At 64.8% G+C, this 26,132-nt stretch carries 23 protein-coding genes; 12 read left to right on the forward strand and 11 right to left on the reverse strand.

Features of this window, described 5'->3' with window-relative positions; translation table 11 throughout:
- Positions 1-16: 16 nt before the first annotated feature.
- The 4 genes from GKC30_RS03195 to GKC30_RS03210 form a co-directional block, all read right to left on the reverse strand.
- Positions 17-703, reverse strand: coding sequence for an HD-GYP domain-containing protein (locus GKC30_RS03195; protein ID WP_155932231.1), 687 nt, complete (start codon positions 701-703; stop codon positions 17-19).
- A gap of 203 nt (positions 704-906) precedes the next feature.
- On the reverse strand, positions 907-1,581 hold the full coding sequence (locus GKC30_RS03200) for a DUF47 domain-containing protein (protein ID WP_155932232.1): 675 nt from the start codon (positions 1,579-1,581) through the stop codon (positions 907-909).
- Positions 1,582-1,622: 41 nt separating this feature from the next.
- Entirely contained in the window at positions 1,623-2,861 is a 1,239-nt protein-coding gene (locus GKC30_RS03205; protein WP_155932233.1) for an inorganic phosphate transporter, read from the reverse strand.
- Between the two features lie 28 nt (positions 2,862-2,889).
- The gene (locus GKC30_RS03210) at positions 2,890-4,704 is read right to left on the reverse strand and encodes a HAMP domain-containing sensor histidine kinase (RefSeq protein ID WP_155932234.1); all 1,815 of its coding nucleotides are present in this window, start codon (positions 4,702-4,704) and stop codon (positions 2,890-2,892) included.
- A 317-nt stretch (positions 4,705-5,021) separates the two neighbouring features.
- Between GKC30_RS03210 and GKC30_RS03215 the strand changes: the two genes are divergently transcribed.
- Complete coding sequence (locus GKC30_RS03215) at positions 5,022-6,692, forward strand: methyl-accepting chemotaxis protein (RefSeq protein ID WP_155932235.1); 1,671 nt, start codon at positions 5,022-5,024, stop codon at positions 6,690-6,692.
- A gap of 74 nt (positions 6,693-6,766) precedes the next feature.
- On the opposite strand, the gene GKC30_RS03220 is transcribed toward GKC30_RS03215, so the two are convergent.
- From GKC30_RS03220 to GKC30_RS03235, 4 genes are all read right to left on the reverse strand, one after another.
- Positions 6,767-7,849, reverse strand: a complete 1,083-nt coding sequence (locus tag GKC30_RS03220) for a mechanosensitive ion channel family protein (protein ID WP_155932236.1) — start codon at positions 7,847-7,849, stop codon at positions 6,767-6,769.
- Positions 7,850-8,017: 168 nt separating this feature from the next.
- Complete coding sequence (gene rbp, locus GKC30_RS03225; RefSeq protein WP_013513777.1) at positions 8,018-8,281, reverse strand: RNA-binding regulator; 264 nt, start codon at positions 8,279-8,281, stop codon at positions 8,018-8,020.
- A 264-nt stretch (positions 8,282-8,545) separates the two neighbouring features.
- On the reverse strand, positions 8,546-11,224 hold the full coding sequence (locus tag GKC30_RS03230) for a cobyric acid synthase (protein ID WP_367613947.1): 2,679 nt from the start codon (positions 11,222-11,224) through the stop codon (positions 8,546-8,548).
- Positions 11,225-11,490: 266 nt separating this feature from the next.
- Positions 11,491-13,008, reverse strand: a complete 1,518-nt coding sequence (locus GKC30_RS03235; protein ID WP_155932237.1) for a catalase — start codon at positions 13,006-13,008, stop codon at positions 11,491-11,493.
- A 438-nt stretch (positions 13,009-13,446) separates the two neighbouring features.
- Between GKC30_RS03235 and GKC30_RS03240 the strand changes: the two genes are divergently transcribed.
- From GKC30_RS03240 to GKC30_RS03280, 9 genes are read left to right on the forward strand one after another with little or no spacing between them, the layout of a single operon-like run.
- Positions 13,447-15,657: a heavy metal translocating P-type ATPase gene (locus GKC30_RS03240; RefSeq protein WP_155932238.1), complete on the forward strand. Its 2,211-nt coding sequence runs from the start codon at positions 13,447-13,449 to the stop codon at positions 15,655-15,657.
- A gap of 2 nt (positions 15,658-15,659) precedes the next feature.
- Positions 15,660-15,959: a hypothetical protein gene (locus tag GKC30_RS03245; protein WP_155932239.1), complete on the forward strand. Its 300-nt coding sequence runs from the start codon at positions 15,660-15,662 to the stop codon at positions 15,957-15,959.
- 32 nt (positions 15,960-15,991) lie between these two features.
- Positions 15,992-16,546: a hypothetical protein gene (locus GKC30_RS03250; protein ID WP_155932240.1), complete on the forward strand. Its 555-nt coding sequence runs from the start codon at positions 15,992-15,994 to the stop codon at positions 16,544-16,546.
- Positions 16,547-16,573: 27 nt separating this feature from the next.
- Entirely contained in the window at positions 16,574-17,113 is a 540-nt protein-coding gene (locus GKC30_RS14860; RefSeq protein ID WP_196772789.1) for a magnetosome protein MamC family protein, read from the forward strand.
- A 21-nt stretch (positions 17,114-17,134) separates the two neighbouring features.
- Complete coding sequence (locus GKC30_RS03260) at positions 17,135-17,512, forward strand: YtxH domain-containing protein (RefSeq protein ID WP_155932241.1); 378 nt, start codon at positions 17,135-17,137, stop codon at positions 17,510-17,512.
- Between the two features lie 3 nt (positions 17,513-17,515).
- Positions 17,516-17,755, forward strand: coding sequence for a hypothetical protein (locus GKC30_RS03265; RefSeq protein WP_155932242.1), 240 nt, complete (start codon positions 17,516-17,518; stop codon positions 17,753-17,755).
- Between the two features lie 3 nt (positions 17,756-17,758).
- On the forward strand, positions 17,759-19,906 hold the full coding sequence (locus tag GKC30_RS03270) for a heavy metal translocating P-type ATPase (protein ID WP_155932243.1): 2,148 nt from the start codon (positions 17,759-17,761) through the stop codon (positions 19,904-19,906).
- Positions 19,890-20,621, forward strand: coding sequence for a ferrous iron transport protein A (locus GKC30_RS03275; RefSeq protein WP_155932244.1), 732 nt, complete (start codon positions 19,890-19,892; stop codon positions 20,619-20,621). The genes GKC30_RS03270 and GKC30_RS03275 overlap by 17 nt, the downstream gene beginning before the upstream one ends.
- Positions 20,618-22,732: a heavy metal translocating P-type ATPase gene (locus GKC30_RS03280; RefSeq protein ID WP_155932245.1), complete on the forward strand. Its 2,115-nt coding sequence runs from the start codon at positions 20,618-20,620 to the stop codon at positions 22,730-22,732. Before GKC30_RS03275 ends, GKC30_RS03280 begins: the two co-directional genes overlap by 4 nt.
- Before the next feature lie 101 nt (positions 22,733-22,833).
- Here the strand turns inward: GKC30_RS03280 and GKC30_RS03285 are convergent, their stop codons facing one another.
- Both GKC30_RS03285 and GKC30_RS03290 read right to left on the reverse strand, forming a co-directional pair.
- Positions 22,834-23,052 carry a hypothetical protein gene (locus tag GKC30_RS03285; RefSeq protein WP_155932246.1) on the reverse strand — a complete coding sequence of 73 codons (219 nt, stop codon included), beginning with the start codon at positions 23,050-23,052 and terminating at the stop codon, positions 22,834-22,836.
- A gap of 63 nt (positions 23,053-23,115) precedes the next feature.
- Positions 23,116-23,541, reverse strand: a complete 426-nt coding sequence (locus GKC30_RS03290) for a hypothetical protein (RefSeq protein WP_155932247.1) — start codon at positions 23,539-23,541, stop codon at positions 23,116-23,118.
- Positions 23,542-23,801: 260 nt separating this feature from the next.
- On the opposite strand from GKC30_RS03290, the gene GKC30_RS03295 reads away from it, so the two are divergent.
- Positions 23,802-24,527: a DUF4198 domain-containing protein gene (locus GKC30_RS03295; protein ID WP_155932248.1), complete on the forward strand. Its 726-nt coding sequence runs from the start codon at positions 23,802-23,804 to the stop codon at positions 24,525-24,527.
- A 15-nt stretch (positions 24,528-24,542) separates the two neighbouring features.
- The gene (locus tag GKC30_RS03300) at positions 24,543-24,866 is read left to right on the forward strand and encodes a hypothetical protein (protein ID WP_155932249.1); all 324 of its coding nucleotides are present in this window, start codon (positions 24,543-24,545) and stop codon (positions 24,864-24,866) included.
- A gap of 129 nt (positions 24,867-24,995) precedes the next feature.
- On the opposite strand, the gene GKC30_RS03305 is transcribed toward GKC30_RS03300, so the two are convergent.
- Positions 24,996-26,132 carry a sensor histidine kinase gene (locus GKC30_RS03305; RefSeq protein WP_155932250.1) on the reverse strand — a complete coding sequence of 379 codons (1,137 nt, stop codon included), beginning with the start codon at positions 26,130-26,132 and terminating at the stop codon, positions 24,996-24,998.

Here is a 26,132-nt window from a genome sequence, read left to right on the forward strand (position 1 = left end):
GGCCGGTTTTTTTTCGTCATGCGGCCAGGGAACCGGCCTCGCAGCCCACCAGGGGCTCAAGCCTCGGGGCAGCCGACCGGAACGCCTCCACCACACGCGGATCGAACTGGGCGCCCGAACAACGGATGATTTCGTCGTGGGCCCGGTCGAAGCTGCGCGACTTGCGGTAGGGACGATCCTGGAGCATGGCCGACAGCGAGTCGGCCAGGGCGATGATACGCGCCCCCAACGGGATGGCAACGCCCTTGAGGCCATAGGGGTATCCTGCCCCGTCGTATCGCTCGTGGTGATGCAGGACCATGTCCACCACCCCGAGATTGTTCAGGGAAAGCACCGGGCGCAGGATGTCTGCCCCGGCCTGGGGATGTCTGCGGATGGCCTGCCACTCGCAGGGTGTCAGAACTCCGCGCTTTCCGAGCACTGCATCAGGCACGCCGATCTTGCCTATGTCGTGCAGATGTCCTGCCACATGGATGATCCCGGCCTGCGACACCGACAGCCCCAGCTCCAGGGCCAGCTCCTGGGAAACCCGCGCAACCTCGTCGGAGTGGCGCCGGGTGGTCTGGTCCTTGGCGTCGATGGCAAATCCCAGCGATTCTGCAAACTGATGCAGCACCGTGGTCACGAAATGGGCAGAGCACCCACAACCGGCATCCAGCGCCTTGGGTCCGCTGCCGCCGGGATACCTGGCGGGTTCACGCATTGATACCTCCTGAAGCGATCTGGAAAAACAGAGCAACCACACTTGGCGCGGACCCCATCCTCCGGATTCCGCACCAGGGCACTATATTGATTATGAAAATCAATTTCAACAAATTTCTGGCACGTTTTTTGGCCGTACACAGCAAAAGCCGACCCGCCCGGCCAATGCGGGCGGATCGGCAAGAGCCGGGATGTCTCGCGGGGCTACCGGGCGATCATGGACCGCAGAAAGTCGGCACAATTTTCAGTATTGTGCGCCATGTCGTCCAGGCAGCCAATGAAGTGCAGGATCTGGTAGATGTCCTTGAACGGGATGTCCTTGGCGTAGACGGATTTCTGAAGCTCGTTCTTGAGGGTGCGGACATTCTCGCGCTCGCGGCGCACCTTGCAATAGAGGTTCTTGGTGCCGTCGCGATCCAGCGACTCGCCGTTGACCAGGGCGATGGTGGCCTCCAGCGCCGGGCCGAGCAGAATGGTGGTCCGCTCCACGGCGTCGAGCAGATAGATGAGATCCTTCTGAATATCCTCGGGAATATCCACCTTGCGCATGGCCAGCCAGTGCAGGGCCTCCTGGGCCGAGTCCAGGATGTTGTCCTGGCTTTTGGTGTAGCTCAGGAACAGGGGTTTTTCCACGGGCATGAACAGTCCCCGAGGCAGGTGGTTACGGATGTTGCGCTTGATGACATCGGCGTGGTTCTCGATCTCGTCAATGGTCCGCGTGAGTTCCTCGAACTCCCGGCACACCCCGCCGCCCACATAGCATTCCAGCGACTCGTCGATGGTGGCGATGCACTCGGCGATCTTGTTGTAATGTTCGACCAGCCCTTCCATGGGGTCCCTCTTGGCGAGAAGACCGAAAAACGGCAACCTGATGGACATATTTCTACCCTCGTGAAAGTTTGTTCAAAAATTAGTGTGGCCTAGCTGTAACACAACCACTTGAGCAGCACAAAGAAAATGATACTGGTCAGGGCGGCGATGGGCACGGTAGCCACCCAGTAGGCCACGATGCGCAGCAGCACCCGGAAATCCACGGCCTTGAAACCGCGGGCCAGCCCCACACCGACCACGCCGCCCACGGCCGCATGGGTGGTGGAGACCGGCAGGCCGAGGTTCGAGGCCACCAGCACGGTGGAGGCCGCCCCAAAGTCCACGGCAAAGCCGCGGGTGTTGGTCAGGGTGGTGATCTTCTGGCCCACGGTCGCCATGACCTTGTGCCCGAGGATGCTGATGCCAAAGGCGATGCCAAACCCGCCGAGCACCAGCATGGAGGTGGGGATTTCCGCCTGGGCGAAAAGCGCATGTTCCTTGGCTATCAGATAGATGACCGCCACGGGACCTATGGCGTTGGCCACGTCGTTGGCCCCCTGTGCCAGGGCCACGTAACAGGAAGTGCCCACCTGCATCCGGCGAAAGACCAACTCCACGCCCTCGGCCCCCTCCTCTTCGTCCATGACCATCCTGCCCACCGCCAGCCTGCCCAGGAACCATGTCACCATGGACAGGGCCGCGGCCAGGGTCAGGGCGGTCAGCCAATGCAGTTCGAGCGATTTGCCCGCCGGGGTTTTGTAGAGAAAGGAGAGCGCGATGAGGGAGACGGTAAAGGCGGCCCAGATGGGAGCCCATCGCTTGGCCTGCCGGATGAACTGTTTTTTGTAGAGGATGTATTTTCGAATGTGGGAGAAGACGCAGAAGGCGATGGTGGCGGCGAAGAACGGCGAAATGATCCAGGAGAGAACGATGCCGCCTATCTTGAGCCAGTTGACCACATCGGGGCCGCCCACCACCAGCCCGAACCCCATTATCGCCCCGACGATGGAATGGGTGGACGAGACGGGCAGCGATGTGAGCGTGGCGATGAGCATCCATGTCGCTGCCGCGAGCAGGGCCGCGAACATGCCGATCATCATCAGCTTCGGGTCCGAGATGGCCGAAGCGTTGATAATGCCCTTGCTCACGGTGGCCGTGACGTGGGAGCCCATGAACACGGCCCCGACGAAGTTGAGGATGCTGGCGATGAACACTGCCTGACGCACGGTGATGGCGCGTGCGCCCACGGCCGAGGCCATGGAGTTGGCCACGTCGTTGGCCCCCAGGTTGAAGGCCATGAGAAAGCCCGCGCCCAGCGACAGGTAGAAGAAAAGATCGTAGATATCCATTGTATGGCCCCTCTTGCGAGGGTGTTGGTTAGACGTTGACCGGCCGATCCATGGCTGGCTTGTTCAGACGAAAGCAGAACCTGGCTCCCCGGGTGTCCTCCCCGTAGCCGTCATGCCAGATTTCGCCCTCGAAATTCCGCACGATGCGGCGGCAGATGGCCAGCCCCAGGCCCGAGCTGCCGGCACCGTCGATTGTGTTCTCGTCCACACGGTAAAAACGCTCGAAGACCTTGAAGCTGTGCTCCCGCGAGATGCCCGGCCCCTGGTCCTCGACGCAGAAGACGATGGATTCGCCGTCGTCCTCGGCACTCAGAGTGATCACCCCGCCCTCGGGGCTGTACTTGACCGCGTTATTGAGCAGATTGTGAAAGACGTGCAGCAGCCCGTCGGCCTCGGCCATGACGAACATCTCGTCCTCGGGGGTGCGGCTTCTCAATGCAATGGAACGCTCGGCGGCCCAGGGGGTGACATCGGCCACGGCCCGTCCCATGCTCTCGCGCCCGGAAACCGGCGAGAGCGCAAACGCCTCGCCCACCTGCTCGGACCGAGCCAGGGCGAGCATGCTGGAGATGACCTTGTCCATGTGGTCGGCGTTCTTGAGGATGATTTCGAGAAACTGGCGGCCGCCCTCGGGGTTGGCGGGCGGATTGTCGAGGAGGGTTTCGGAGTAGCCTTTGATGGATGTCAGCGGTGTTCGCAATTGGTGGGAGGCGTTGGCCACGAAATCCTTGAGGCTCTTCTCGCTGCGCTTCATCTGGGTGATGTCGTAAAAGACCAGGATGACCTTGCGCACTCCCTTGTGATCGAAAAAGGGCACCCCGCTGACCTCCACGGTGCGCGAATCCATCAGGTCGATCTGGACCGTGGCCTCGTTCACGCCTGCGTCAGGCCCCTGCTCGGCCAGCAGCCGGTCGGCCAGATCCTGAATCTCGAAGCGGCGTGTGACCTCGATGGGGGTGCGCCCCACGGTGCTGGCGGGCAGGTTGAACATCTCGTCAAGCGCCCCGTTGAAGGACTCGATGCGGCCAGCGGCGTCAAGGGTCATGACCCCTTCGCGCATGCCGTCGAACACGGCCTGGAGCTGACCCTTTTGATCCTCGATGATACGCACGTTGCGCTCGATGGACTGGGCCATGGCGTTGACCGACTGGGCCAGGGGCTTGAACTCGCCGCCCGGCAGGGCGCGCAGGCGCTTGGCATAGTCGCCGTCGCCGATGGCCCTGGCCAGCTCGGAAAACGCCGTGATGTCCCGGCTCATGTTCCGCGACATGACCGCGCTCACGACTCCTGCGAAAATCAGGGTGATGAAGAATATCCAGGAAAAGTTCTCGCGCAGTGAGCCGAGCCGGGCGTTGACCGTGGAGATGGGCACGGCCAGGCGCAGCACTCCGGGCGCAATGCCCGGAACGTCCTCGGCCCGAACAGCCACGTAGAGCATGTCCTTGTGCACGGTGCCCGAGTAGCGAACATCGGTTCCTCGCTCGCCCTCCATCGCCGCCGCCACCTCGGGCCGCGCACTGTGGTCGTCCACCGACCCAAGCTCGGCGTACGGCACGTCCGAGTCGGCCGCCACCCTTCCCTCCACGATGTAGGTGAGCCGAACGCCCAGCTTGAGCCCCAGCGCCTCCACCAGCCCGGCGAACTCCCGCTCAGAGCCAAAGGGCGGGTGGTTCTCCACCAGCCACTTGAGGGCATCGAGTTCGTGAAGGGAACGGCGCTCGGTCTCGCGCACCAGATCGCTGCCCACGATGCTGGTGGTGTAAAAAAAGACCACGGCCAGGACCACGAGCAGCAGCGCCCAGGTCCACAGCAGGATGCGCATTTGAAAGGAACGAAGCTTCATCCATCTTGCTCCGGGTTTGTCGTTTGGCGGGGACATCGACGCTCCGGCTGATCCCGCCGCACGACGCCCGCGCTCTGTAACACAATCGTCACTGAAATGTAATGTCTTATCGCGTTACAGTTCTGTGACAAGAAGTTTTGCCAACCATACCGGAATATTGTCGCAATCTTGTGACGCTGTGCGCCAGTTTTTGTCACGCTCTCCGGTTGGCTCTTTTTATAATTCCCCTCACGCATTCACGGGAGTATCTGCGAGGAATAAACCGGGAAAAGACCTTTGTCCCGCCAAACCATCACCATGCTTTGCAGGAGGGTACCATGCGCCTCAGGGACATAAGAATCGGCTTGAAACTCTCGCTCATCTTCAGCCTTCTGGCCGTGTTGCTCGTGGCCGCAGGCATTGTCGGCGTCATGGGCAACCGCGCCATCCATGGCGACCTTGAGGACGTTTTCGAAATCCGGCTGCCCGGCATGAACCTGCTCCTTGAGGCGGATCGCGACCTGCACCAGCTGCTAGTGGCCGAGCGTTCCCTGGCCTACGCAGCGCCGGGCTCACCCGAGTATGCCCGGCTGATGAAGGAATACGAGGAAAACCTCGAGCAGACCGTCCGACGCTTCGGCATGTACGCGGCCAAGGCCACCTCGCCCGGGGAGCAGGCCATCATCCCGCAGTTCCATGCCGCCATACGCGAATGGGAGCCCATCTCCCGCCGCGTACTGGCCGGATTTGCCGCAGGAACTCCCGAGAGCCAGGCCGCGGCCGTAACCCTCACCCTGGGCGAGGCATCGGTCAAGTTCGAGGCCATGCGCGGCCACATCGACAAGCTCACGGACATCATCCTCGACCTCGCGGAAGAGGACAGCAACAGCGCGGCCGAAGTCTACGAGAGCAACCTGATCATCCTGATCTGTACCATCCTCTTCGGCCTGATCGCGGGCGGGCTGATGACCTTTGTCATCGCCCGCACCATCACCGGGCCGGTGACCCGGAGCATGGCCCTGGCCTCGGCCATGGCCGAGGGCGACATGACCCGCGATATCGACATTGACCAGAAGGACGAGGTGGGCAACCTCGCCGCCGCCCTCAACCGCATGGTCTCGCGCCTGCGCACCGTGGTTCTGGACGTGCAGGAGGCCTCGGCCAACGTCACTGCCGGGTCCGAGGAGTTGTCGTCCTCCTCCCAGACCCTGTCTCATGGGGCCACCCAGCAGGCAGCCGGGGTTGAGGAAATCTCCTCGTCCATGGAACAGATGGCCTCCAACATCCGCCAAAACGCGGAAAACGCCACGGAAACGGAAAAAATCGCCCGCTCGGTGTCCGTGGACGCCGAGGAAGGCGGCAAGGCCGTGGCCCAGACCGTCAGCGCCATGAAGCTCATCGCCGAGAAGATTTCCATCATTGAGGAGATAGCCCGTCAGACCAACCTGCTGGCACTCAACGCGGCCATCGAGGCGGCACGCGCCGGGGAACATGGCAAGGGATTCGCCGTGGTGGCCGCGGAGGTGCGCAAGCTGGCCGAGCGCAGCGGCGCGGCCGCAGGAGAGATCAGCGAGCTGTCCTCAACCAGCGTGCAGGTGGCGGAAAAGGCCGGGACCATGCTCGGCAAGATGGTGCCCGACATACAGCGCACGGCAGGGCTGATACAGGAGATTTCCGCCGCCAGCCACGAACAGGACGCTGGCGCGGCCCAGATCAATCGCGCCATTCAGGACCTGGACAGCGTCATCCAGCAAAACGCCTCTGTCTCGGAAGAGACCGCTTCCAGCGCCGAGGAGATGAGCGCCCAGGCCGAACAGTTGCAGCAGGCCATCTCCTTCTTCAGGCTCTCAGGCAGTGCAAAGACGCGCCCCGCCCGCACGGCGCAACGCTCCCGGCCGACCCCCGAGCTACCGGCCAGCGCACCCGCCGCCGCGGCAGACCGGACCAGGAACGCGGGCATGGCCCTGAACATGGGCGCGGACAAGGACGAAGACTTCGAGCGGTTCTGAGCGGACCGGACCGGGCAGGAAGCCCATGGGCGGGGGCTATCGCCAAACAGCGGCGGCCCTTGCCCCCGGCCCGGTCATTCGACACCCGAAACGACGACCCCGTCCTTATCGGCTCCTTGCTCCAGCACCACCCGCCGCCTGGGCAGGGCCTGGGGATGATTGGCCCTGAGATACGCGATGAGCCCCTCGCGGACCAGGCAGCGAAGGTCCCAGGCCCGCGAGGCGTCCGAGGCGCTGACCAGGGCCCGGACGGTCATGGTCTCTGGTCCGGCCTCTGTCACCTGGAGCACGCAGGTCTTGCCGTTCCACAGCTCCCCCGCCTCCCGGCACAGCCTGAGCAGCTCCTCGCGCAGCGGACCCAGCGGCGTGGCATAATCCACATGCAGAAAGACCGGGCCGAGAATCTCGGCGCTTTTGCGCGTCCAGTTCTGGAACGGGGTATCGAGAAAGTAGGTGATGGGCACCACCAGCCGACGCATGTCCCATATCCTGACCACCACATAGGTGAAAGTGATCTCCTCGATGCGGCCCCACTCCCCTTCGACGATGACCACGTCGTCAAGGTTGATGGGATGGGTCAGGGCTATCTGGATGCCCGCGATGACAGACCCGAAGGTCTTTTGGGCCGAAAGGCCGAGCACGATGGAAAGCACCCCCGCAGAAGCCAGCAGCGTCCCGCCGAGCATGCGGAAGCGCTCGAACTGCATGAGCACCCCGGCCAGCGCCCCCAGCCAGATGAGAACCACCACGATGCGCTGGAGCACCTTGACCTTGGTGTGCACCTGCCGCGCACCCAGGTTGTCGGCCACGGACACATCGTATTTCCAGTCCACCAGCACGGCGAGTCCCCGGCAAACAAGGGTCATGGCCCAGGCCGCGAGCAGCACCCATGCGCCGCCGATGAGCGAAAGGGCCAGGGAGGCGACCCCCGGTTCCAACGCGCCCATCGGAACCAGGGCGGACAGGGCGGCCAGAGCGGCCACCGCCAGGGCAAGAGGGGCGACCTTGGGCGTCATCTCCGTGGCCAGCATGGTCCAGAGGCGGTCGCTGCCGCCCCGCTTGGCCCGAAGCCAACGCATGGCCGCGACGCACCCGGCCAGCACGGCGGCCGCAGCCGCAGCCCTCAGGGCCCAGCCCAGGATGTTCAGCGGTTCCATGGTTCCTCCGTGGGTTTGGCCCGCCCGCAGTCTTGCGGGCAAGGGCACGGCGCCTCAAGCATACCAGACATGCCCGCCCTGTCCAGCCGGACCCATACATGACGAAACGCCCGCCTCCCTTGTCGGGGGGCGGGCGCCGTATATCAGGACGGATCCTTATCTACGGAACTACCAGCGGGGACGTTCTTCGCGAGCCTTGGCTTCGTTGACCTTGATGTTGCGGCCGCCGAACTCCTTGCCGTCCAGAGCGGCAATGGCTTCGCGGGCGCCGGCATCGTCCATCTCAACGAAACCGAAGCCGCGGGGGCGTCCGGTTTCACGATCCTCGATGAGGTTGACAGAGGTCACTTCGCCGTAGGCTTCGAAAGCGGCGCGGACGTCGTCTTCAGTGGAGGACCAGGACAGATTGCCGACATACAGTTTTTTGGACATTCGATTTTTTCTCCTGAGAAAATGGGGTTGCTGTGGCGCACATGCGCCTATATCAAAAAAGGCAACGTACCAGATGTGCACGCTGCCTCCCGATATTCCTGTTCGCTTTCAACCAGCCCGGGCCACAGGGGGCCACGCCTCCGCGGGCGTTGCTGGCGTTTGAGCGCCACCTATTTGTCATCTGGCGAAGAAAGTCAACACTTATTTTCACCCACCCGATAAAAAATCCACGAATCAGGCAAACGGCGTCCGCTGCGCCGGGAATCATCCGCCCGCGACGCGGAACAGGCTGGCCTGGGTGCAGCAGCCGCTGAAGCCGAGCGCCTTGTATATCTTCTCCATGCACACCGCCTCACGGACCACCCCGGCCAGGTGATCCAGAGCGTCCTCCAGATCAAAGCGCACCTGCACCGCGCCCAGGGGGGGCAGCCCCTTGTCGGTGCGCAGTTGGTCGATGAACCAGCGCCGGAACTCGTCGGCGTCGAAGAGGCCGTGCAGATAGGTGCCCCAGACCCTCCCGTCGGCACGGGAAAACCCCAGAGGCTGGCCCGCGTTGTCGCGCAGGGCCACACGCAGGGAGTCGGCCAGGGGCTTGGTCAGACCGTGGTGAATCTCGTAGCCGTGGACCGGCAGGCTTGAGCGGGAGTGGGTGCCCCAGGTGCGGGTCAGGGTCTTCTCGGGCACCAGGGTGGTCTGCACCGGCAGCAGGCCGAAGCCGTCCATGCGGGTTGTTTCGGACTCCAGCCCGTAGGGATCGTCCACCACCTCGCCGAGCATCTGAAAGCCGCCGCAGATGCCGATGATCCTGGTGCGGCCGCCCTCGGCGGCCAGGGAGCGCAGCGCCGCGGCCATGCCCGCCCCGCGCAGGGCCTTCATGTCCGGCACCGTGGACTTGGAGCCGGGAATGATCACCGCATCGGGCGTGCCCAGCTGGTGGGCGTCGGACACCACGCGCACACGCACGTCCGGCTCGGCGTGGAGCGGATCGATGTCGTTGAAATTGGAGATGCGCGGCAGGTCGATGACCGCGATGTCCACGCACTGGCCGGGCGGCAGCTTGCGCGCCTCGGGCCGGAAGCCCTCCTTGAAGGAGACCGAATCCTCCTCGGGCAACCCCAGGGAGTGGATGTAGGGGACGGTGCCCAGCACCGGCCTGCCCGTGTGCTCGAACATCTGGCCAAAGGCGGGTTCGAGCAGCGTCTCGTCGCCCCGGAAGCGGTTGATGAGAAATCCCTCGACCATGTCGCGCTCGGCCGGGGTAAGCAGGTGCATGGTCCCGACCATGGAGGCGAAGACGCCCCCCCGGTCGATGTCGCCCGCCAGGAGCACCCGTGCGGCGGCGTGGCGGGCCATGGCCATATTGACGATGTCGTGGTGCTTGAGGTTGACCTCGGCCGGGCTGCCCGCGCCTTCGATGACCATGATGTCGTGCTCGTTGGCCAGGGAATCGTAGGCGGCCTTGACCGCCTCCCAGGCGCGGGGCTTGTAGCGCACGTATTCGCCCACGCTCATGTTGCCCACCGGGCGTCCCATGACGATGACCTGGGAGCCGGTGTCCGATCCGGGCTTGAGCAGCACCGGGTTCATACGCACGTCTGGCCGCTGGCGGCAGGCCATGGCCTGGGTCACTTGGGCGCGGCCCATCTCGCACCCCTCGTCGGTGACAAAGGAGTTGAGGGACATGTTCTGCGCCTTGAACGGGGCCACGTTGTAGCCATCCTGGAGAAAGATGCGGCAGAAGGCGGCTGCCAGGACGGACTTGCCCGCGTTGGAGCTGGTGCCCTGCAGCATCAGGGCCGGGGTGCGCTTGGTGCGCCGGACCACCGGGCCGCGCCCGGTGCCGCTGACCGCCTCCATGGCCCGGATCAGGCGCTCGTTGTCCTCGCCGCTGCGCACGGCCACACGAAACCAGTTGTTGTCCAGCCCCTCGTAGTTGCCGCACAGCCGGATGGCGATGCGGTGCTCCATGAGCAGCCTGTCCCGCAGGGGCGCCGCGTCCTGGCCTACGCGTTCGACCCGGCAGAGCAGATAATTGGCCGAGCCGGGGCACACCCGGATGCCCGGCACATGGCGCAGGCCCGAGGCCAGGCTCTCGCGCAGCAGCGCTGTCTGCTCGCGAGTGCGGGCCGCATAGGCCGTATCGCGCAGACAACGCGCCCCCACCTTCTGGGCCAGGGTGTTCACCGACCATGCGGGCATGGCCTGCTTGAGGCGCAGGATCACCTCGGGATCGGCAAAGGCCAGTCCGAGCCGGATGCCCGGAATGGCGAAAAACTTGGTCATGGAGATGACGGTGACGACGTTGGACGGCCTGTCGCGTACCAGACGGTCGGCTCCCTCGGGCAGGAACTCGGCAAAGGACTCGTCCACCACGAAGCGCGAGCGGGGGAACATGGCCGCCACCTCGCGCAGGTCGGCCGGAGAGAAAAGCGCACCCGTCGGGTTGTTGGGATTGCACAAAAAGACCAGCGAGGGCGTGGTCAACAACCGCCCCATGGCCGGAAAGTTGACGGTCCGGTCGTCCCCGAGCGGGACCTCGAGCACCTTGAGCCGGTGCGCCTTGCAGGCCCGCGCATAATCCACGTAGGTGGGCGAAGGAATGACCGCCTGTCCGAAACCGCCCAGGGAGGCGATGGCGAAAAGCAGCTCGGACGCTCCGTTGCCCGCCAGGACCTGGGTGGGCCAGACCTTGTATGCCTCGGCCGCGGCCATGAGCAGGTCATGACTGTCCGGGTCCGGGTAGGCGTCAACGGACTGGAGCGCCTGCCCCACCACCTGACCCAGCCACGGGGGCGGGCCCAGCGGATTGACGTTGGCGGAAAAGTCGAGAATCTCCTCGGCACGGCACCCGGCCTGCTCGGCCAGACGGCGCAGATTGCCCCCATGGGCGAACCGCTGTTCGTCCAACACATCGGGAATTCCCGCCAGAACGCGCTGCTTCACCGTGCCTCCACCGTCCGGGTCGAAGCGGGGGGCCACTCCGCCCGAAGTCTAGATTTTATCGAGACTTCACGCCGTTCTACGCTGAAAGCGCTTCCGAGACAAGGGTGAAATGTTCGTGGCCCACGGTCCGCGAATCGCCGAAGCGGGAATATTTCCCCTCCCGTCCGCACGTGACAAGGCCCCTGCCGGGGGCGGTGGCAGGGGTCTTGTGCGGGGTGAGGCGGCCCGGTCGGGCACGGGCTGACCGGGCCGGTGGTGCTACAGGGTTATTTGACGGGCGTTGCGGCCACCCGCTCCTCCTGGCTCATGGCGGTAAGCTTCCTGACCTTGGCCAGGTCAAGGCCGAGCCCCTTGGCCACACGGCTTCCGTAGTCCTCGTCGGCCTTGTAGAACAGGGCGCACTGACGCAGCTGGATCGGCTTTGGCACCTGGCCCAGGCTGCCCAGAATGTTGCTGACCAGATTGGCCCGGTCCTGCTCGGTCATGACGCGGCGATACAGGTTGCCCGGCTGCACGAAATCGTCGTTCTCATGGGCGAACTCATGGCGGCCTCCGTGACCCTCCAGGGGGATGGGCGGCTCGACAAAGGAGGTGTCCGGGGCCGGAGCGCCGAAGCTGTTGGGCCAGTAGTTGGGCCCGCCTCCGCCGTTGTTGTCCGTACGCATGGCGCCGTCGCGCTGGTAGCTCTTCTCGGGCGCGTTCTTGGGCTGGTTGACCGGAATCAGATGATAGTTGGGTCCAAGCCGGTGCAGATGGGTGTCGTGGTAGGAGAACAGGCGCCCCTGGAGCATCTTGTCTGGCGAGACGCCGATGCCGGGCACCAAGTTGCTCGGGTTGAAGGCGGCCTGCTCCACCTCGGCAAAATAGTTCTCCGGGTTGCGGTTAAGCACCAGTCTGCCGACCTTGACGGGCGGCACTTCCTTGTGGGGCCAGACCTTGGTGATGTCGAAGATGTCCCAGCCGAACTTCTCGGCCTGCCTGGGCGTGAGAATCTGCATCTCCAGGGTCCATGAGGGGTATTCGCCGCGGGCGATGGCATCGTGAAGATCGCGGGTGGCATGGTCCGGGTCCTTGCCGCACATCCCGGCCGCCTCGGGGCCGGTCAGGTTCCTGATCCCCTGATCGGTCTTGAAATGGTACTGGACCCAGAAATAGTCGCCCTTGGCATTATACCATTTATAGGTGTGGCTGGAGTAGCCGTTCATGTTCCGATACGTGGCCGGGGTGCCGCGATCCGAAAAGAGAATGGTCACCTGATGGATGGACTCGGGCGTCAGCGACCAGAAATCCCAGGCCATGGTCGGACTTTTCAGGTTGGTGACCGGGTCGCGCTTCTGGGTGTGGATGAAATCCGGGAACTTGAGGGGATCGCGGATGAAGAAGACCGGGGTGTTGTTGCCGGTCATGTCGTAGTTGCCTTCCTCGGTGTAGAACTTGATGGCAAAGCCGCGTGGATCGCGCTCTGCGTCGGCACTGCCCTTCTCGCCGCCCACGGTGGAAAAGCGGGCGAACACGTCGGTTTTCTTGCCCACCTTGGAGAGGAAGGCGGCCCGGGTGTACTTGGTCACATCGGCCGTGACCTCGAAATAGCCGTAGGCGCCCGCCCCCTTGGCATGGACCACCCGCTCCGGGATGCGTTCGCGGTCGAAATGGGAGAGTTTTTCCAGCAGATGAACGTCCTGCATCAGCACCGGCCCGCGAGGCCCGGCAGTGGCAGAGTTCAGGTCATTGCCCACCGGATGTCCAAAGGCAGTGGTCATCGTCTCTTTTTTCTTCTTTGTCATGACATTTCCTCCATAGATTCTTGGCTCATTTATCGGTCACGCCACACCCATCGGCGTGGGAACACTCCCACTTGCCGCCAGTGTTATCACGTCAAAATAGTAATGGCTACTATTTTCGTATTTCCCTGCATCATACCCCATGCCCAGGCCAAGAGGAAGCGTCGGACGCGAAAAATCATGTCCCGTCCGATGCGAAGGTGCCACGATCGGTGCCAGCATCGGCGTGATCCGCCCGGACAGACCGGACTGGCATGTTTTTCAGTGACATTGAAACCCATTTTCATTATCACCGATAAGCATGGATGGTACATGTGGAGGCGGTCGGCCCCGCAGCAATACCCCGACGAAACCAACCGACCGATGCGCGGCAACAAATGAGACCCGCTTTCATAATCAGAATTTGCCGCTTCAGGTGAACGTATGTATATGGATTCAAGCATGAAAGACATCATCTCCACCCGACACGCCATCACGGGGCGGGTCCGCTTCCGCGTCCGTCCCATGCTCCGCGACCACGCCCTGGCCAGACGCATCGGAACGGGACTCGAGGCACTTCCCTTCGTGGAAACGGTCCGGCCCAACGTGGCCTGCGCCAGCCTCGTGGTCCGATACCAACCGGGCGAAGCGCATCTGGCAGCCATTGAGGACGCCCTGTATCGGCTGGCGTCCGCCCGGGACACCGACACACTTGCCTGCATCGCGCACGATGCCCCTGATTGCGCCACCCCGCTGTGCCAGTGCCGGGCCTGCGATGCCACGCGCACGGGCTGCAACCCGGTCAAACCCGCCCTGCGCCGATTTGTGGCCATCAGCGCTGTGCTGGGAGGAGTGCTCGTCTCTGGCCCGCTTTTGGGCATCGGCCTGGCCCAGACAGCCTTCAGTCCCGTGGGCATCGCGGCTGCGGCTTTTTCCCTGCCCCTGTTCAAGCAGGCGTGGCAGCAACTGCGCGACCGCCGCTTCACCCTGGAGATGTTTCTCGGGGCGAGCTGCATGGCCGCCGTGTTTGCGGGAGAAGCCCTGACCGCCTTTGAAATCCTGTGGATCACCGCAGGCGCGGAACTGCTCAAGGCATGGATAACCGAACGCTCCCGCAAATCCATCAGCCGCATCCTCGAAGTCTCCTCCCACCATACCTTCATCCTGGTGGACGGGGTGGAGATGGAAAAGGAAGTGGCCGACCTGCGTCCGGGAGATGTGGTGGTCCTGCACACCAGCGAGAAAGTGTGCGTGGATGGCGTGATCGTGGACGGCGAGGCGCTCATGGACGAGGCATCCATCACCGGCCGGGCCGATTTCGTGCCCAAACGGGCGGGCGACGAGGTGCTGGCCGGAACCTTCGTGCGCCAGGGGGTCATCTATGTCCGGGCGCAACGGGTGGGCGACCGCACCTATCTGGCCCGCATATTGAAAATGGTGGAGGACTCCCTTGAGAACCGGGCACCCATCGAGGGCGTGGCCGACCGGCTGGCCTCCACCCTGGTCAAGCTCGGGTTCGCGGCCACGGCCGGGACCTGGCTGCTGACCGGCTCCCTGTGGCGGGCATTCACTGTCATGCTGGTCATGGCCTGCCCCTGCGCCACGGTGCTGGCGGCCTCCACGGCCGTGAGCGCCGCCCTGAGCGCTGCGGCCAGAAGGAACATCCTGATCAAGGGCGGCCGTTACCTTGAAGCAGTGGGCACCACCGACACCGTGTGTTTTGACAAGACCGGCACCCTGACCACCTCCGAGCCGGTCCTGGCCCGGATCGTTCCCCTAAGCGGCAGCGACACGGAGCGTCTCCTGGCCCGCGCCGTGTCGGTTGAGATGCACAATCATCATCCGCTGGCCCAGGCCATCAAGCAGGAGGCGGATCGGCGCGGGGTCGCCCCCGAGCCGCACACGGTCTGCGAATATTTCCTTGGCATGGGTATGCGCGCCGAGGTCGGCGGCAGCGAAATCCTGGTGGGCAACGCCCGGCTCATGGAACGCCACGGGGTAGACGTGGCCCCGGCCGGACGCAGGGCAGCGCCGCTGCGCCGCCAAGGGCGCACGGTGCTCTATGTGGCCGAAGACAAAGCCCTGCTCGGCCTGCTCGCCTTTGACAACCTCACCCGGCCTGAAAGCCGTCAGGTGGTCGACAGGCTGCGCCAGGGCGGCATCCGCGAGGTGGTCCTGATTACCGGCGACGAGCCCAACACCGCCAAAGAGCTGGCCCGCAAGCTCGGTATCGCCACGGTCCACGCATCGGTCATGCCCGAAGACAAGGCGCATATCGTGGATGCGATGCAGACCCGCGGGGCATCGGTGATCATGGTCGGCGACGGCGTCAACGACGCCCTGGCCCTGACCCGCGCCGATGTGGGCGTGGCCATGGGGGCGGGCGGATCGGAGGTGGCCATTGAGGCTGCTGACATTGCCCTGGTTACCGACGACCTGGGCGGGCTGGTCTATGTCCAGTCCCTGAGCCAGGCCACCATGAAGGTGGTCCATCAAAACTTCTGGATTGCCACCGGCTCCAATGTGGCCGGAGTGATCCTGGGCGCAAGCGGACTGCTCTCGCCGGTCATGGCCGGGCTGCTGCACATCGTCCACTCGCTGGGCGTCCTGGCGAACTCGTCGCGCCTGTTGCGCCACCAACCCCCGGCTCTGGCGGCCGGAACCGAGGACTAACCGTGAACCTTTCGACCCTGATGACCCTGCGCGACCACCTGAAGATCCAGCACCATGTGCCCGGACGCATCCGCATCAAGTTCACCCCGGCCCTGCTGGCCGATCCACGGGCCATGGCCCTCAGGGACAAGACCACTGATCTTCCCGCCTTTGTGCGCGAGGTGCGGGTCAATGTCTTCACCCGCGACATCGTCATTGAATACGATCCCAAGGCCGTGGTGCCGGAAGCGCTGCACGAGGCGCTGACCACCGCGGACCAAGAGAGATTGAGCGAACTGGCCGCACAGTTCGAGACCGTCTGACACGACAGAAAGCAACCCGAAGGAGGAGCGACATGGATTATTCGAATCAGGCGCAGTACGGCCCGGCAGCGGGCGCTGCCGAACCCCAGGGAGCCCAGCCGCAGCCCGGCGGACTCTACCAGTTTCAACCCGGCGTGGGCTTCGTGCCCGTGCAGGGACAGCCCGCCCAAGCCCAGGCCGCGGGCATGGAAGGCCAGGCCGCGGGCGCTCAGGCCGCCGGGCAGAGCATGGGTACGCAGGGCATGGGAAGCCAGACCATGGGCGGATCGGCCGCCTTCAGCCAAGGCATGTATGGCCAGGGCATGCCCGAGGGCGCACAACCCAAGTTCGATCAGAACAAGCTCGGCCAGATGTACGGCGTCATGACCGATGTCATGAACGGCGAGGCCGAGCCGACCAAGCTGCTGGGCCTGCTCGACGGCACGGGCGGCGAATTTTGGAAGGGGGCCCTGGTGGGCGCGGCCGCCGTGGTCCTGCTCAACAACGACGCCGTCAAGGGTGCGCTGGCCGGTCTGGCCGCCTCGGCCGGGTCCATGTTCCGCGAGGCCGACCCCGAGGGCGAACAGGTTACCGTGGGCTCCAAGTAGCCCGACACACTTGCCAAGGAGCAAAACATGACCAAGCAATATACTACTGCGGCCAGGGCTGTGCCCCTGAGTGGCGCCGTTCTGGGCGCGGCCGTATTCGGCGCCGTGATCGGCGCCACGGCAGCCGCGGCCCGAGGCATTCGACAGGTGAAAAACGGCGAGGCCACAAAACAGGACGTGGCCATGGATGTGGCCCGCGAGAGCGGCTCCACCGCCGTGGCCGCAGGAGCGGGCGTGGCCGTGGCCTCGGCCCTCGGCCTTGGCCCGATCCTCTCCGCCGTGGGCGTGGTGGCCGTGGCCGTGGGCACCAAGTACGCCATCGATTCCGTTCTCAGCCCCTCCCGCCCCAAACCCGCAGCCAAAGCCGCGGTCCCTGCCGCGTCAGCGACCGAAAAGACGGCACCCAAAAAAACCGCAGCAATCAAAACCCCGAGCTCCGCAGCCAAAAAAAGCGCGGCTCCCCAAAAGACCGTCAAAAAGGCTGCGCCCAAAAAAGCTGCGCCCAAAAAAGCGGCCACGACCACGAAACAGACCGCCAAAACCACCGAAACCCCAGACAAGGCATAAGCGCCTCAAGAGGAACAGAGCATGAGCGATCACAGCACACAGTGGCCCCAGCCCGGCGCCTCCTCTGCCGAGGGCGCGTACTCCAGGGACCCGCAGAACCCCACCCACTACTTCCAGGACGCCAACCAGTTCGGCGCCGCCATGCAGTCGGTCCCGGCCTCGCGGCCTGCCGTTGCCCAGGCTCCCTCTCCTGTGGCCTCCTGGTTCGCCTTCACCAACGCCGACTACCTCAAGGGACTGGCCCTGGGTGTGGGCGCGGCCCTGGTGGTGACGAACCCCACGGTGCAAAAGGCCGTGGTCTCCGGCGCGGTCAAGGCATGGGCGGCCATCCAGGGCGGCGTTGAAGAACTCAAGGAACAGGTCCAGGACGCAAAGGCCGAACTGAGCCAAAAGGACTAGACCATGTCAGGCAAAAACGCCACGGGCCTGTCCCGTCCCACGGGAATGTCCACCACCACCAAGCGGACCCTGGCCAAGGTCGGCATGGCCACATCCTTAGGCCTGCTTGTGACCACAGGGCTGCTTGAAACGGGCAAGACCGAGACCCTCAAGAGGCTCCACCTCTGGTCCGGCTTCGCCCTGGTGGGCTTCTCCTACTGGCACTATTCCCTGTATACCCGCAAACCCTCGGGCGGAGCCTAGCCCATGACCGCCCACGCGGCACCGACCTTCACCGTGGTCCACGAGGTGGCGGGACGCATGCGCCTTCGCAGCCGCCGCCTCTACGACCCCGCCCTGGACCTCGCCTACCTGGAGGCCCTGATCGGTGCGTTGCCCGGCGTGGACGAGGTACGCATCAACCGCTGGGGCGCATCCGTGGTGGTGGCCCACGACGGCCGCCCCGAGACGCGGGCCAGGGTGCTCAACCTCCTTGACCACGTCCCGCCCGATGCCTATGCGCCGGGCAACGCGGGTCGGGAAGAGGTCTCGGCCCTGACTGTGACAGGCCAGGGACTCGCGGCCGCCCTGACCCCATTCGCCCCCCAGACGGCGGCCGCACCGGCCAGTTGGCTGATGGGCGCCCCCACCCTGCTCAAGGGGCTGCACACCCTGCTCTACGACGGCGTCAAGGTGGAGGTGCTGGACGCGGCGGCGGTGGGCTTCTCCCTGTTGCGGCGCGACTACTTCACGGCCAACGCCATTGTGGCCATGCTCGGCCTGGGCGGCTACCTGGAGCACTGGACCGAAAAGCGCTCCGACGACCTGCTCAAGAGTCTGCTGCGGCCCGCCGTGGAAGAGGTTTCGGTGGAGCGCGACGCCAGGGAGATCCGTATTCCCTTCGACAGCCTGACCGTGGGCGATCTGGTCATCTGCGGCGCGGGCGAGCTGCTGCCGGTGGACGGTGTGGTCGTGGACGGCGACGCTGCCCTGAACCAGAGCTCCATCACCGGGGAATCCCTGCCCGTGCATGTCAGCGAGGGAGACGAGGTGCTCTCCGGTGCCGTCATCGAAGACGGCCGCATCAAGGTGGCGGCCCGCGCCGTGGGTCGGGAAACCTCCATGGCCCGCATCGGCCGCTTTCTTGAGAACTCCCTTCGCACCCGCTCCGCCTCGCAGAAGCGCTCCGACGAGCTGGCCGACAAGCTGGTGCCTGTCACCTTCGGCCTGGGGCTGGTCCTGTTCGTCCTGACCCGCGACGTGAGCCGCGCCGCTTCGGTGCTCACAGTGGACTACTCCTGCGCCATCAAACTGGCCTCGCCCGTGGCAGTCAAGTCGGGCATGCACACGGCCGGGCACTGCGGGGTGCTGCTCAAGGGAGCGCAAGCCCTGGACAACCTCTCCCGCATCGACACCATCGTGTTCGACAAGACCGGCACCCTGACCCGGGGCGACCTCGCGGTCACGGATGTACGGCCCCTGGACGGCATGGCCCCCCACGCCCTGCTGGCCCTGGCTGCCGGGGCAGAGGAGCATTACGCCCATCCGGTGGCTCGGGCCGTGGTGGCCGAATCCAGGCGGCGCGGCCTGCCCCTGCCGCCCATCAGCCAGGTGGACTTCATTGTGGCCCACGGCGTTTCCGCCTATGTGGAGGGCGAACGCGTACTGGTGGGCAGCCGACATTTCCTTGAAGACGACGAGGGCGTGGACTGCGCCCCGGTGCGCGACGAGGCCCGCGCCCTGCGCCGGGAAGGCAAGTCCATTCTCTATGTGGCCCGCTCGGGGCGGATTCTCGGGGTCATCGCCCTGCGCGACGAACTGCGGCCCGAGGCGGCCGAAGCCCTGGCAATGCTCAAGGAGCGCGGCATAACCACCATCGTCATGCTCACAGGAGACCATCGCGACACGGCCCGGTCCATTGCCGACGCCCTTGGCGGCATCGACGAGGTCCACTGGGAACTCAAACCCGAAGACAAGGCAGCCATCGTCAGGCGGCTCCAGGAGTCCGGGCACACCCTCGCCTTTGCCGGAGACGGGGTCAACGACGCCCCGGCCCTGCTCTCGGCCGATGTGGGCATCTGCATGCCCGGCGGCGCGGACCTCGCCCGCGACTCGGCCCAGGTGGTCCTGCTGGAGGACGATCTGCGGCTGTTGGCCGTGGCCCGCGACGTGGCCGACCGCACCCGCCTCGCCCTCAGGCGGACCTTCCAGGCCGCCGTGGGCTTCAACTCCGCCGTGCTCCTGGCTGCCACACTGGGCCGCATCTCGCCCGTGGTCTCGGCCTTCCTGCACAACGCCTCCACCCTTTGCATCGTCAGCTACGCGGCCGCGGCCTGCCGCCGCCGTCCCGCATCAGCCGATTTTCTCGAAGCCATCAAACCCTCCCAAGAGGCCAGCCATGTACGCCACCCTTAACGACGCGCCCACCGGCACACCCCTGACCATTTCGCGCATCGCGGGCGAAGACCTGGAGGGCCGCATGGGCCGCATGGGCCTGTTCGTGGGCGAGACCATCACCCGGCTCGACGAGGACGTGGCCCTGCGCACCGTCCGGGTGCGCGGCCCAAGGGGCGAAGTGGTCCTGGGCAGCGGCATGGGCGGCAAGGTCATGGCCCACCTCGACGACGGGCGCATCCTCCCGCTTATGGAGATGCGACCCGGCGACCGGGGCCATGTGGAATACATCAACGCGGGCGAGGCCCTGCGACAGGGCATGGCCGCCCTCGGACTCGACGAGGACGACCCCATAGAGCTTGTACGGGTGCTGCCGCCCATGGAATACACGGCCCTGGTCGTCGGACGTGGCCGGGTGCGGCTGGCCGAAGGCATGGCCGCCAAGATCCTCGGACGCATGGGATCGACCAGTTGCCAGTTCGCCAACGCCCGGGCCGGGCAGGATTTCACGGTGGAAACCATCATCGGCGGTCAGCGCGCCCAACGCGCCATCCGCTCCCTGCACATTACGCCGGGTACGACCCTGCGCCTGGAGATGGTGGGAGAGGCGCCAAGCTACCGCATGCCCGGCCGCGACCGCTGCGTCATCGCCGGAACGGGCGGCCTGCGGGTATATCTGCGCCTTGACCAGGCCGATCAGGTGGTGGTCGAATACGACGAGAGGGCCGCGCAGTGACCGACAACCGGATCACAGAAGAGTCCGCAGGAGGGCTCCGAAAGCCCCGACTGGTTCACGAAACCGGCTGTCGGCTCCGATTCCGCTGGAACCGCCTGCTCGACCCGGCCCTGAAGCCCGACTGGCTTGAAGCCTGGCTGGCCAACCTGCCGGGCGCCAGCCGGGCGCGGGTCAATCCCGCCGGACGCTCCCTGGTGATCGAATACGACGGCAAGACCGATCATCGCGCCCTCATCGCCGCCGCCCTTCAGGATGTGCCGGCAGAGGCATTCGGCGGCACCAGACCTGCCGAACCGCGCCGAAGGCTCATCGACGCGGCCGCCCACGGTGCGGCGGCGGCGCTGCTGCCCCTCGCCCCCCTGCCCGTGCAGGCCGTGGCCGGAACAGCCATGGGCCTGCCTCACATCCTGCGCGGCGTGGATACCCTGGTCAACCGTGGGCTCAAGGTCCGCGTCCTGGACATGACCACCATCGGCGTCAGCCTGCTGCGAGCGGACTTCACTACCGCGGCGTCCATTTCGGCCATGGTCATCCTCGGGGAATACCTCCGCACCATGTCCGACGACAAGTCCAACGCCCTGCTGCGTCGGCTCATCGCCGACCCGGTGGATACGATCCGGGTGGAGCGCGGCGGCGTGGAGGTCCGGGCCGGGTTCGGGGAAGTGACGGCAGGCGAGGTGGTGGTCTGCGGCCAGGGCGAGGTGGTGGCCGTGGACGGTGACATCGTCGAGGGCGAGGCCCTGCTGGACCTCGGCTCGATAACCGGAGAATCCGCGCCCGTGCATGTCGGCCCGGGAGACACCGTGGTCTCGGGCAGCGGCGTGGTCGAGGGACGGCTGCGCATCGAGGCCCGGCGCACAGGCCCCGAAACGAGCATGGCCCGCATCGCTGCCCTCATGGCCCGCGCCGCAGAGGAACCATCCGCCGCAGAGGTGCGCAGCACCCGGCTGGCCGACGCCCTGGCCCCCATCACCCTGGGCCTTGGCGCGGCTCTGTACGCGGCTACTGGCGATCTGAACCGCGCCCTCTCGGCCCTGACTGTGGACTTTGCCTGTGCCGTGAAATTTCCCGCCCCGGTGGTGGTCAGAACCTCCATGCACTCGGCCGCCAAGCTGGGAGCCATCGTCAAGACCGGGCGCGGCCTCGAAGCCCTTGGCGAGGTGGATGCCGTGGTCTTTGACAAAACCGGCACCCTGACCCGGGGGATCATGTCCGTGACCGACATCCGCCCCGTACCGGGCGGCAACGCGGACCACCTGCTGCGGCTGGCCGCTGCCGTGGAGGACAGGCATGGCCACCCCATTGGCCGGGCCATACTGGCCGAAGCCCAAAGGCGCGGGCTGGACATCCCCACTCCGACCCGCACCGACTGCTCCGTGGCCCACGGGGTCAGCGGCATGGTCGAAGGTATCCTGGTCCGCGTGGGCAGCCGACACTTCATCGGCGACGACTGCGGCATCGACTGCTCCAGCCTGGAAAAAACCGCCAGCCGTTACCGCGCCGAAGGCAAGAGCCTGATCTATGTTTCGGCCGGAAACTCCCTGCTCGGCGTGGCTGCCCTGCGCGACACCCTTCGGCCCGAGGCGCGGAGCGTGGTCGAGTCCCTGTGCGCGGGGGGCGTACGCACCGTGGTCCTGCTCACGGGCGACCATGCGGCCACAGCCAAATCCCTTGCTGCGGAACTTCCGCTGATCGACGCCATCCACTCCGGGCTGACGCCCGAGGAAAAGGCCCTTGAGGTGCAGCGGCTCAAGGAGGCAGGGCACACCGTGGCCGTGGTGGGCGACGGGATCAACGATGCCCCCGCCTTTGCCGCGGCCGACGTGGGCATTTGCATGTCGCGGGCTACGGGCCTTGCCCGGGATTCGGCCCAGGTGGTGCTGACCCGCGATTCGCTGGAACCGCTGGCCGATGTCCACCGGCTGGCCAGACGCTCGGGAGCGATTCTCCAGCGCTGCTTCGCCGAGGGAGTGACCGTCAACGTGGGCCTGCTTCTGGCCGCCTCGGCCGGGTATCTCTCACCCGCCACCGCCGCGGCCATCCACAACGCCAACACCTTTGCCCTTCTCGGGGTCGCGGCCCATGCCTCGTCGCGCCCCCTTGCCCCATGACAGAGGCCCTGCCGAAAACTCCGGCAGGGCCGCAAAAGAGCCCTCCCACCGGCCACCCAAAGGCGCTCGGCAGGAAAGTTCGGTAAATTATTGCGCCTGGATCAGGCCTTCTGGACTTCCTTGCGGGCGTCCTTGACCAAAGCCGTCACTTCATCCCTGGCCTTGCCGTACTGGGCCACAGTCCAGTCCTTGGCCTTGAGACCCGCCTTGATGGCGCACTTGGTGGTCTTCTTCACGGTCTGGGACCTGGTGGCGGCATAACCGATGACCCCGCCAACCACCGTACCGGCGGCGAAGATGGCGATTCGTCCTAAACTCATGGCGTCCTCCTTTGTGCCCGGCAACAGCCCGGCGTTCATGCAATCATTGCCTTGGTGCCCGCTTCAACACCGGAATCGTTCGATATCCACGCCGCAGGCTTCGGCCAAACTGGCGGCAACGCTCCCGAACTCGTCCTCGCCCTCGCAGACGAACAGCCTGTGGAGCAGTTCGGGCTCGATGATCTGCCGGTCATACTCCATGACCATGGAGCGGGTCAGTGGATTGAACCGCGTCCGCCTCACAGCGGGTACTGACAACTCCGCGGGCGGTCCGAAGCCGTTGACCCTGACATACTCTATGACCCTGGGGTCGGCAATGACGCCAAGCCCGATCTTGAGGGTCAAACGGCCGGGCACATGGCTACCCACCCGGACATGGTCGCGCAAACCGTATACCAGATCAAGAGACATCGCTCTACTCCAGGTGAAGCGCTCCCGGTCCTGGCACCCTGGCCAGCCCAGCTGCGAGCGCCGAGTTTGCATCATCATACGCCTTTGGCTGCCCTTGTAAAACCGCGAAGCTGAATCGCATTATCAGCTACGGCCTGGGCTGGCAGGTGAAGGCATCCCGGAACCGGACCGGCCGTGGCCAAAACGGCACGGCACGGTCGGGCTGTCTGTGCAAAGAGACAGGACGATTCGCCGCAGAGAACATTCGCAACGATCATGTTGACATACATGGAAATGACTGGGTATACCTGCCCTCGGAGTGAAAACGATTTTCAGATTCAATTGAAAGAGGAGTTGTCATGAAGAAGTTCCGTATTGCCTTTGGACTGATGAGCCTGCTGATCCTGGTTGCCGCCACTGCGGCCCAGGCCCATGACATGTGGCTGGAAAAACGGGGCGACCGGGCATGGCTGCTATACGGCCATCCGGGAAGCACCGACCCCTATCCCCTGTCCAGGATCACCGCCCTGACGGGCATTACCGCCAACCAGTGGAAAGTGGCGCTGGAGCCCGTGGAGCACAAGGGCGAGGCCTTTGCCTGGCTCAATGACGACTTTGCCCTGCTCTGCGTCGATTTCGACAACAAATACTGGTACAACACCGAGGAAGACGGCTGGCGCAACTTCCTTGATCCGCGTGAGGTGCGGGGCACCGTCATTGATGAGGGCCGCTCCTGGAAACTCGCCAAGGAGATCGTCTCCTGGCAGCCGTTCATGGCGCAGCCGATCGGGCAACGCATCGAAATCGTGCCCCTGAAGGACCCCACCTCGCTCAAGCAGGGCGACTCCCTGCCTGTAATGGTCTATTACGAAGGCAAACCAGCGCCCACCACCGGAGCAGCCGTATCCATCACCTCCGACTTCGCCATCGAGCACCCGGAGATGCGTACGCTCACCGACCAGAAGCCGGTCAACGTCAAGATCGGTCCTGCGGGACGCCAGCTGATCATCGGCAAGTACGAGCACCGCCTCGACGATACCCGCCGGGTCTGGTACGCCTTTTCCCTGAGCTTCACCACCAAGTAATATTACGGAGAAGCCATGACCAGACGACATATCCTGCCAGCCATGCTCATCGTCGCTTCCCTGCTGATCCCGGCGAGTGCCATGGCCCACGCCGCCATCTGCTCCTGCTTTGACAACGGCGACAACACCATCACCTGCGAAGGCGGCTTCTCGGACGGCTCGTCCGCCGCCGGAGTCCGGGTGTTTGTCCGCGACGCAAACGACACCACCGTCGCTCGCGGCGCCATGAACGATGACAGCGAGTTCACCTTCGACAAACCCGCCGGAGCCTACACGGTGCTCTTCGACGCCGGGCCCGGGCATCAGGTCGAGATCCAAAGCCGCAACATCGTCCAATAACACCAACGAGTTGAACAGCAAGAGGGCGCACCCTGGGGTGCGCCCTCTTTGCTGCTGTGCCATTTTCGGGAATGGACAATGTCCTTCCACGGCTGGCGCTTCCCAGCCGGACGGTATTTCGCGCCCAGGCTAGGTCTTGAGGTGGGCGGTGGGGATGGTGACGGTAAAGATGGCGCCCTGCCCCACGCGGGAATTGGCCATAATGGAACCGCCCATCTCCTTGACCAGCTTCTTGGTGGCCATCAGGCCGATGCCCGTGCCCCGGCTGCCCTTGGTGGTGAAAAAGGAATTGAAAATCCTGGTCAGAATCTCGGGCGCAATGCCGTGGCCCGTGTCCTCCACCTCGTAGCGCACAGCCATGCCGCCGCCATCGCGGGTGCGGATGATCACCTTCTTCTCCCCTTCGAGCCGATCCTGGCAGGCGTCTATGGCATTGGACACGAGATTGGTCAGACATTGATGAATCGCATTGGGATCAATACGCATGGCGGGCAGCGTTCCGTCCAGGTCCAGGACGAGGTCCACGCCGCAGTTGGCAGCCTGGGAGGCCATCAGGTCATGCACCTGCCTGGCCGGGGCATCGGGGTCCGCCTCCACGGGACTGATGGTCACGGGCTTGGCGTAATCAAGCAGTTCCATGGAGAGATTGCGGATGCGCTCCACATCGCGACGCACCATCTCCCAGCCCTGGCGCAGATACTCGCGGTTTTCGAGCTCCAGCCCCTTTTCGATGACGAACATGCCGCCTTCGAGGCCGCCTGCCACGTTCTTGATGGCATGCGACATGGAGGCCACGGTCTGCCCCACTGCGGCCATGCGTTCCGCCTCCACCAGCTCCTTGCTCTTCTCAAGCACGAGATGTTCCAGATTCTCTGTGTATTCACGCAGCTGGTCGCGAATGGAGATCTTCTCTTCGGCGCGTTTGAGCGAGATTTCGAGGGCGTTCTCGTGCAGGGGTTTGGTGATGAAGTCTCCGGCACCCAGACGCAGGCTCTCAATGGCCACGTCCATGTCGCCGTGCCCGGTGATCATGATCACCTCGCAGTCGGGACAGTCCCTCTTGACACGCTTGAGCAGCTCAAGCCCGTCCATTCCGGGCATCCTGATGTCGGTCACGATCAAGGGGATTTCACGCGCCGTCAACAGTTCGAGCGCCTGTGCGCCCGTGGCCGCCGTGACCACATCGTATCCGGCATCGGCGATGGCCAGCGCGAGTACGGTGCGGATTCCCTCTTCATCATCAACGAGCAATACTGTTTTCTGCAT

It is taken from the genome of Pseudodesulfovibrio alkaliphilus (assembly GCF_009729555.1).
Lineage (GTDB): Bacteria > Desulfobacterota > Desulfovibrionia > Desulfovibrionales > Desulfovibrionaceae > Pseudodesulfovibrio > Pseudodesulfovibrio alkaliphilus.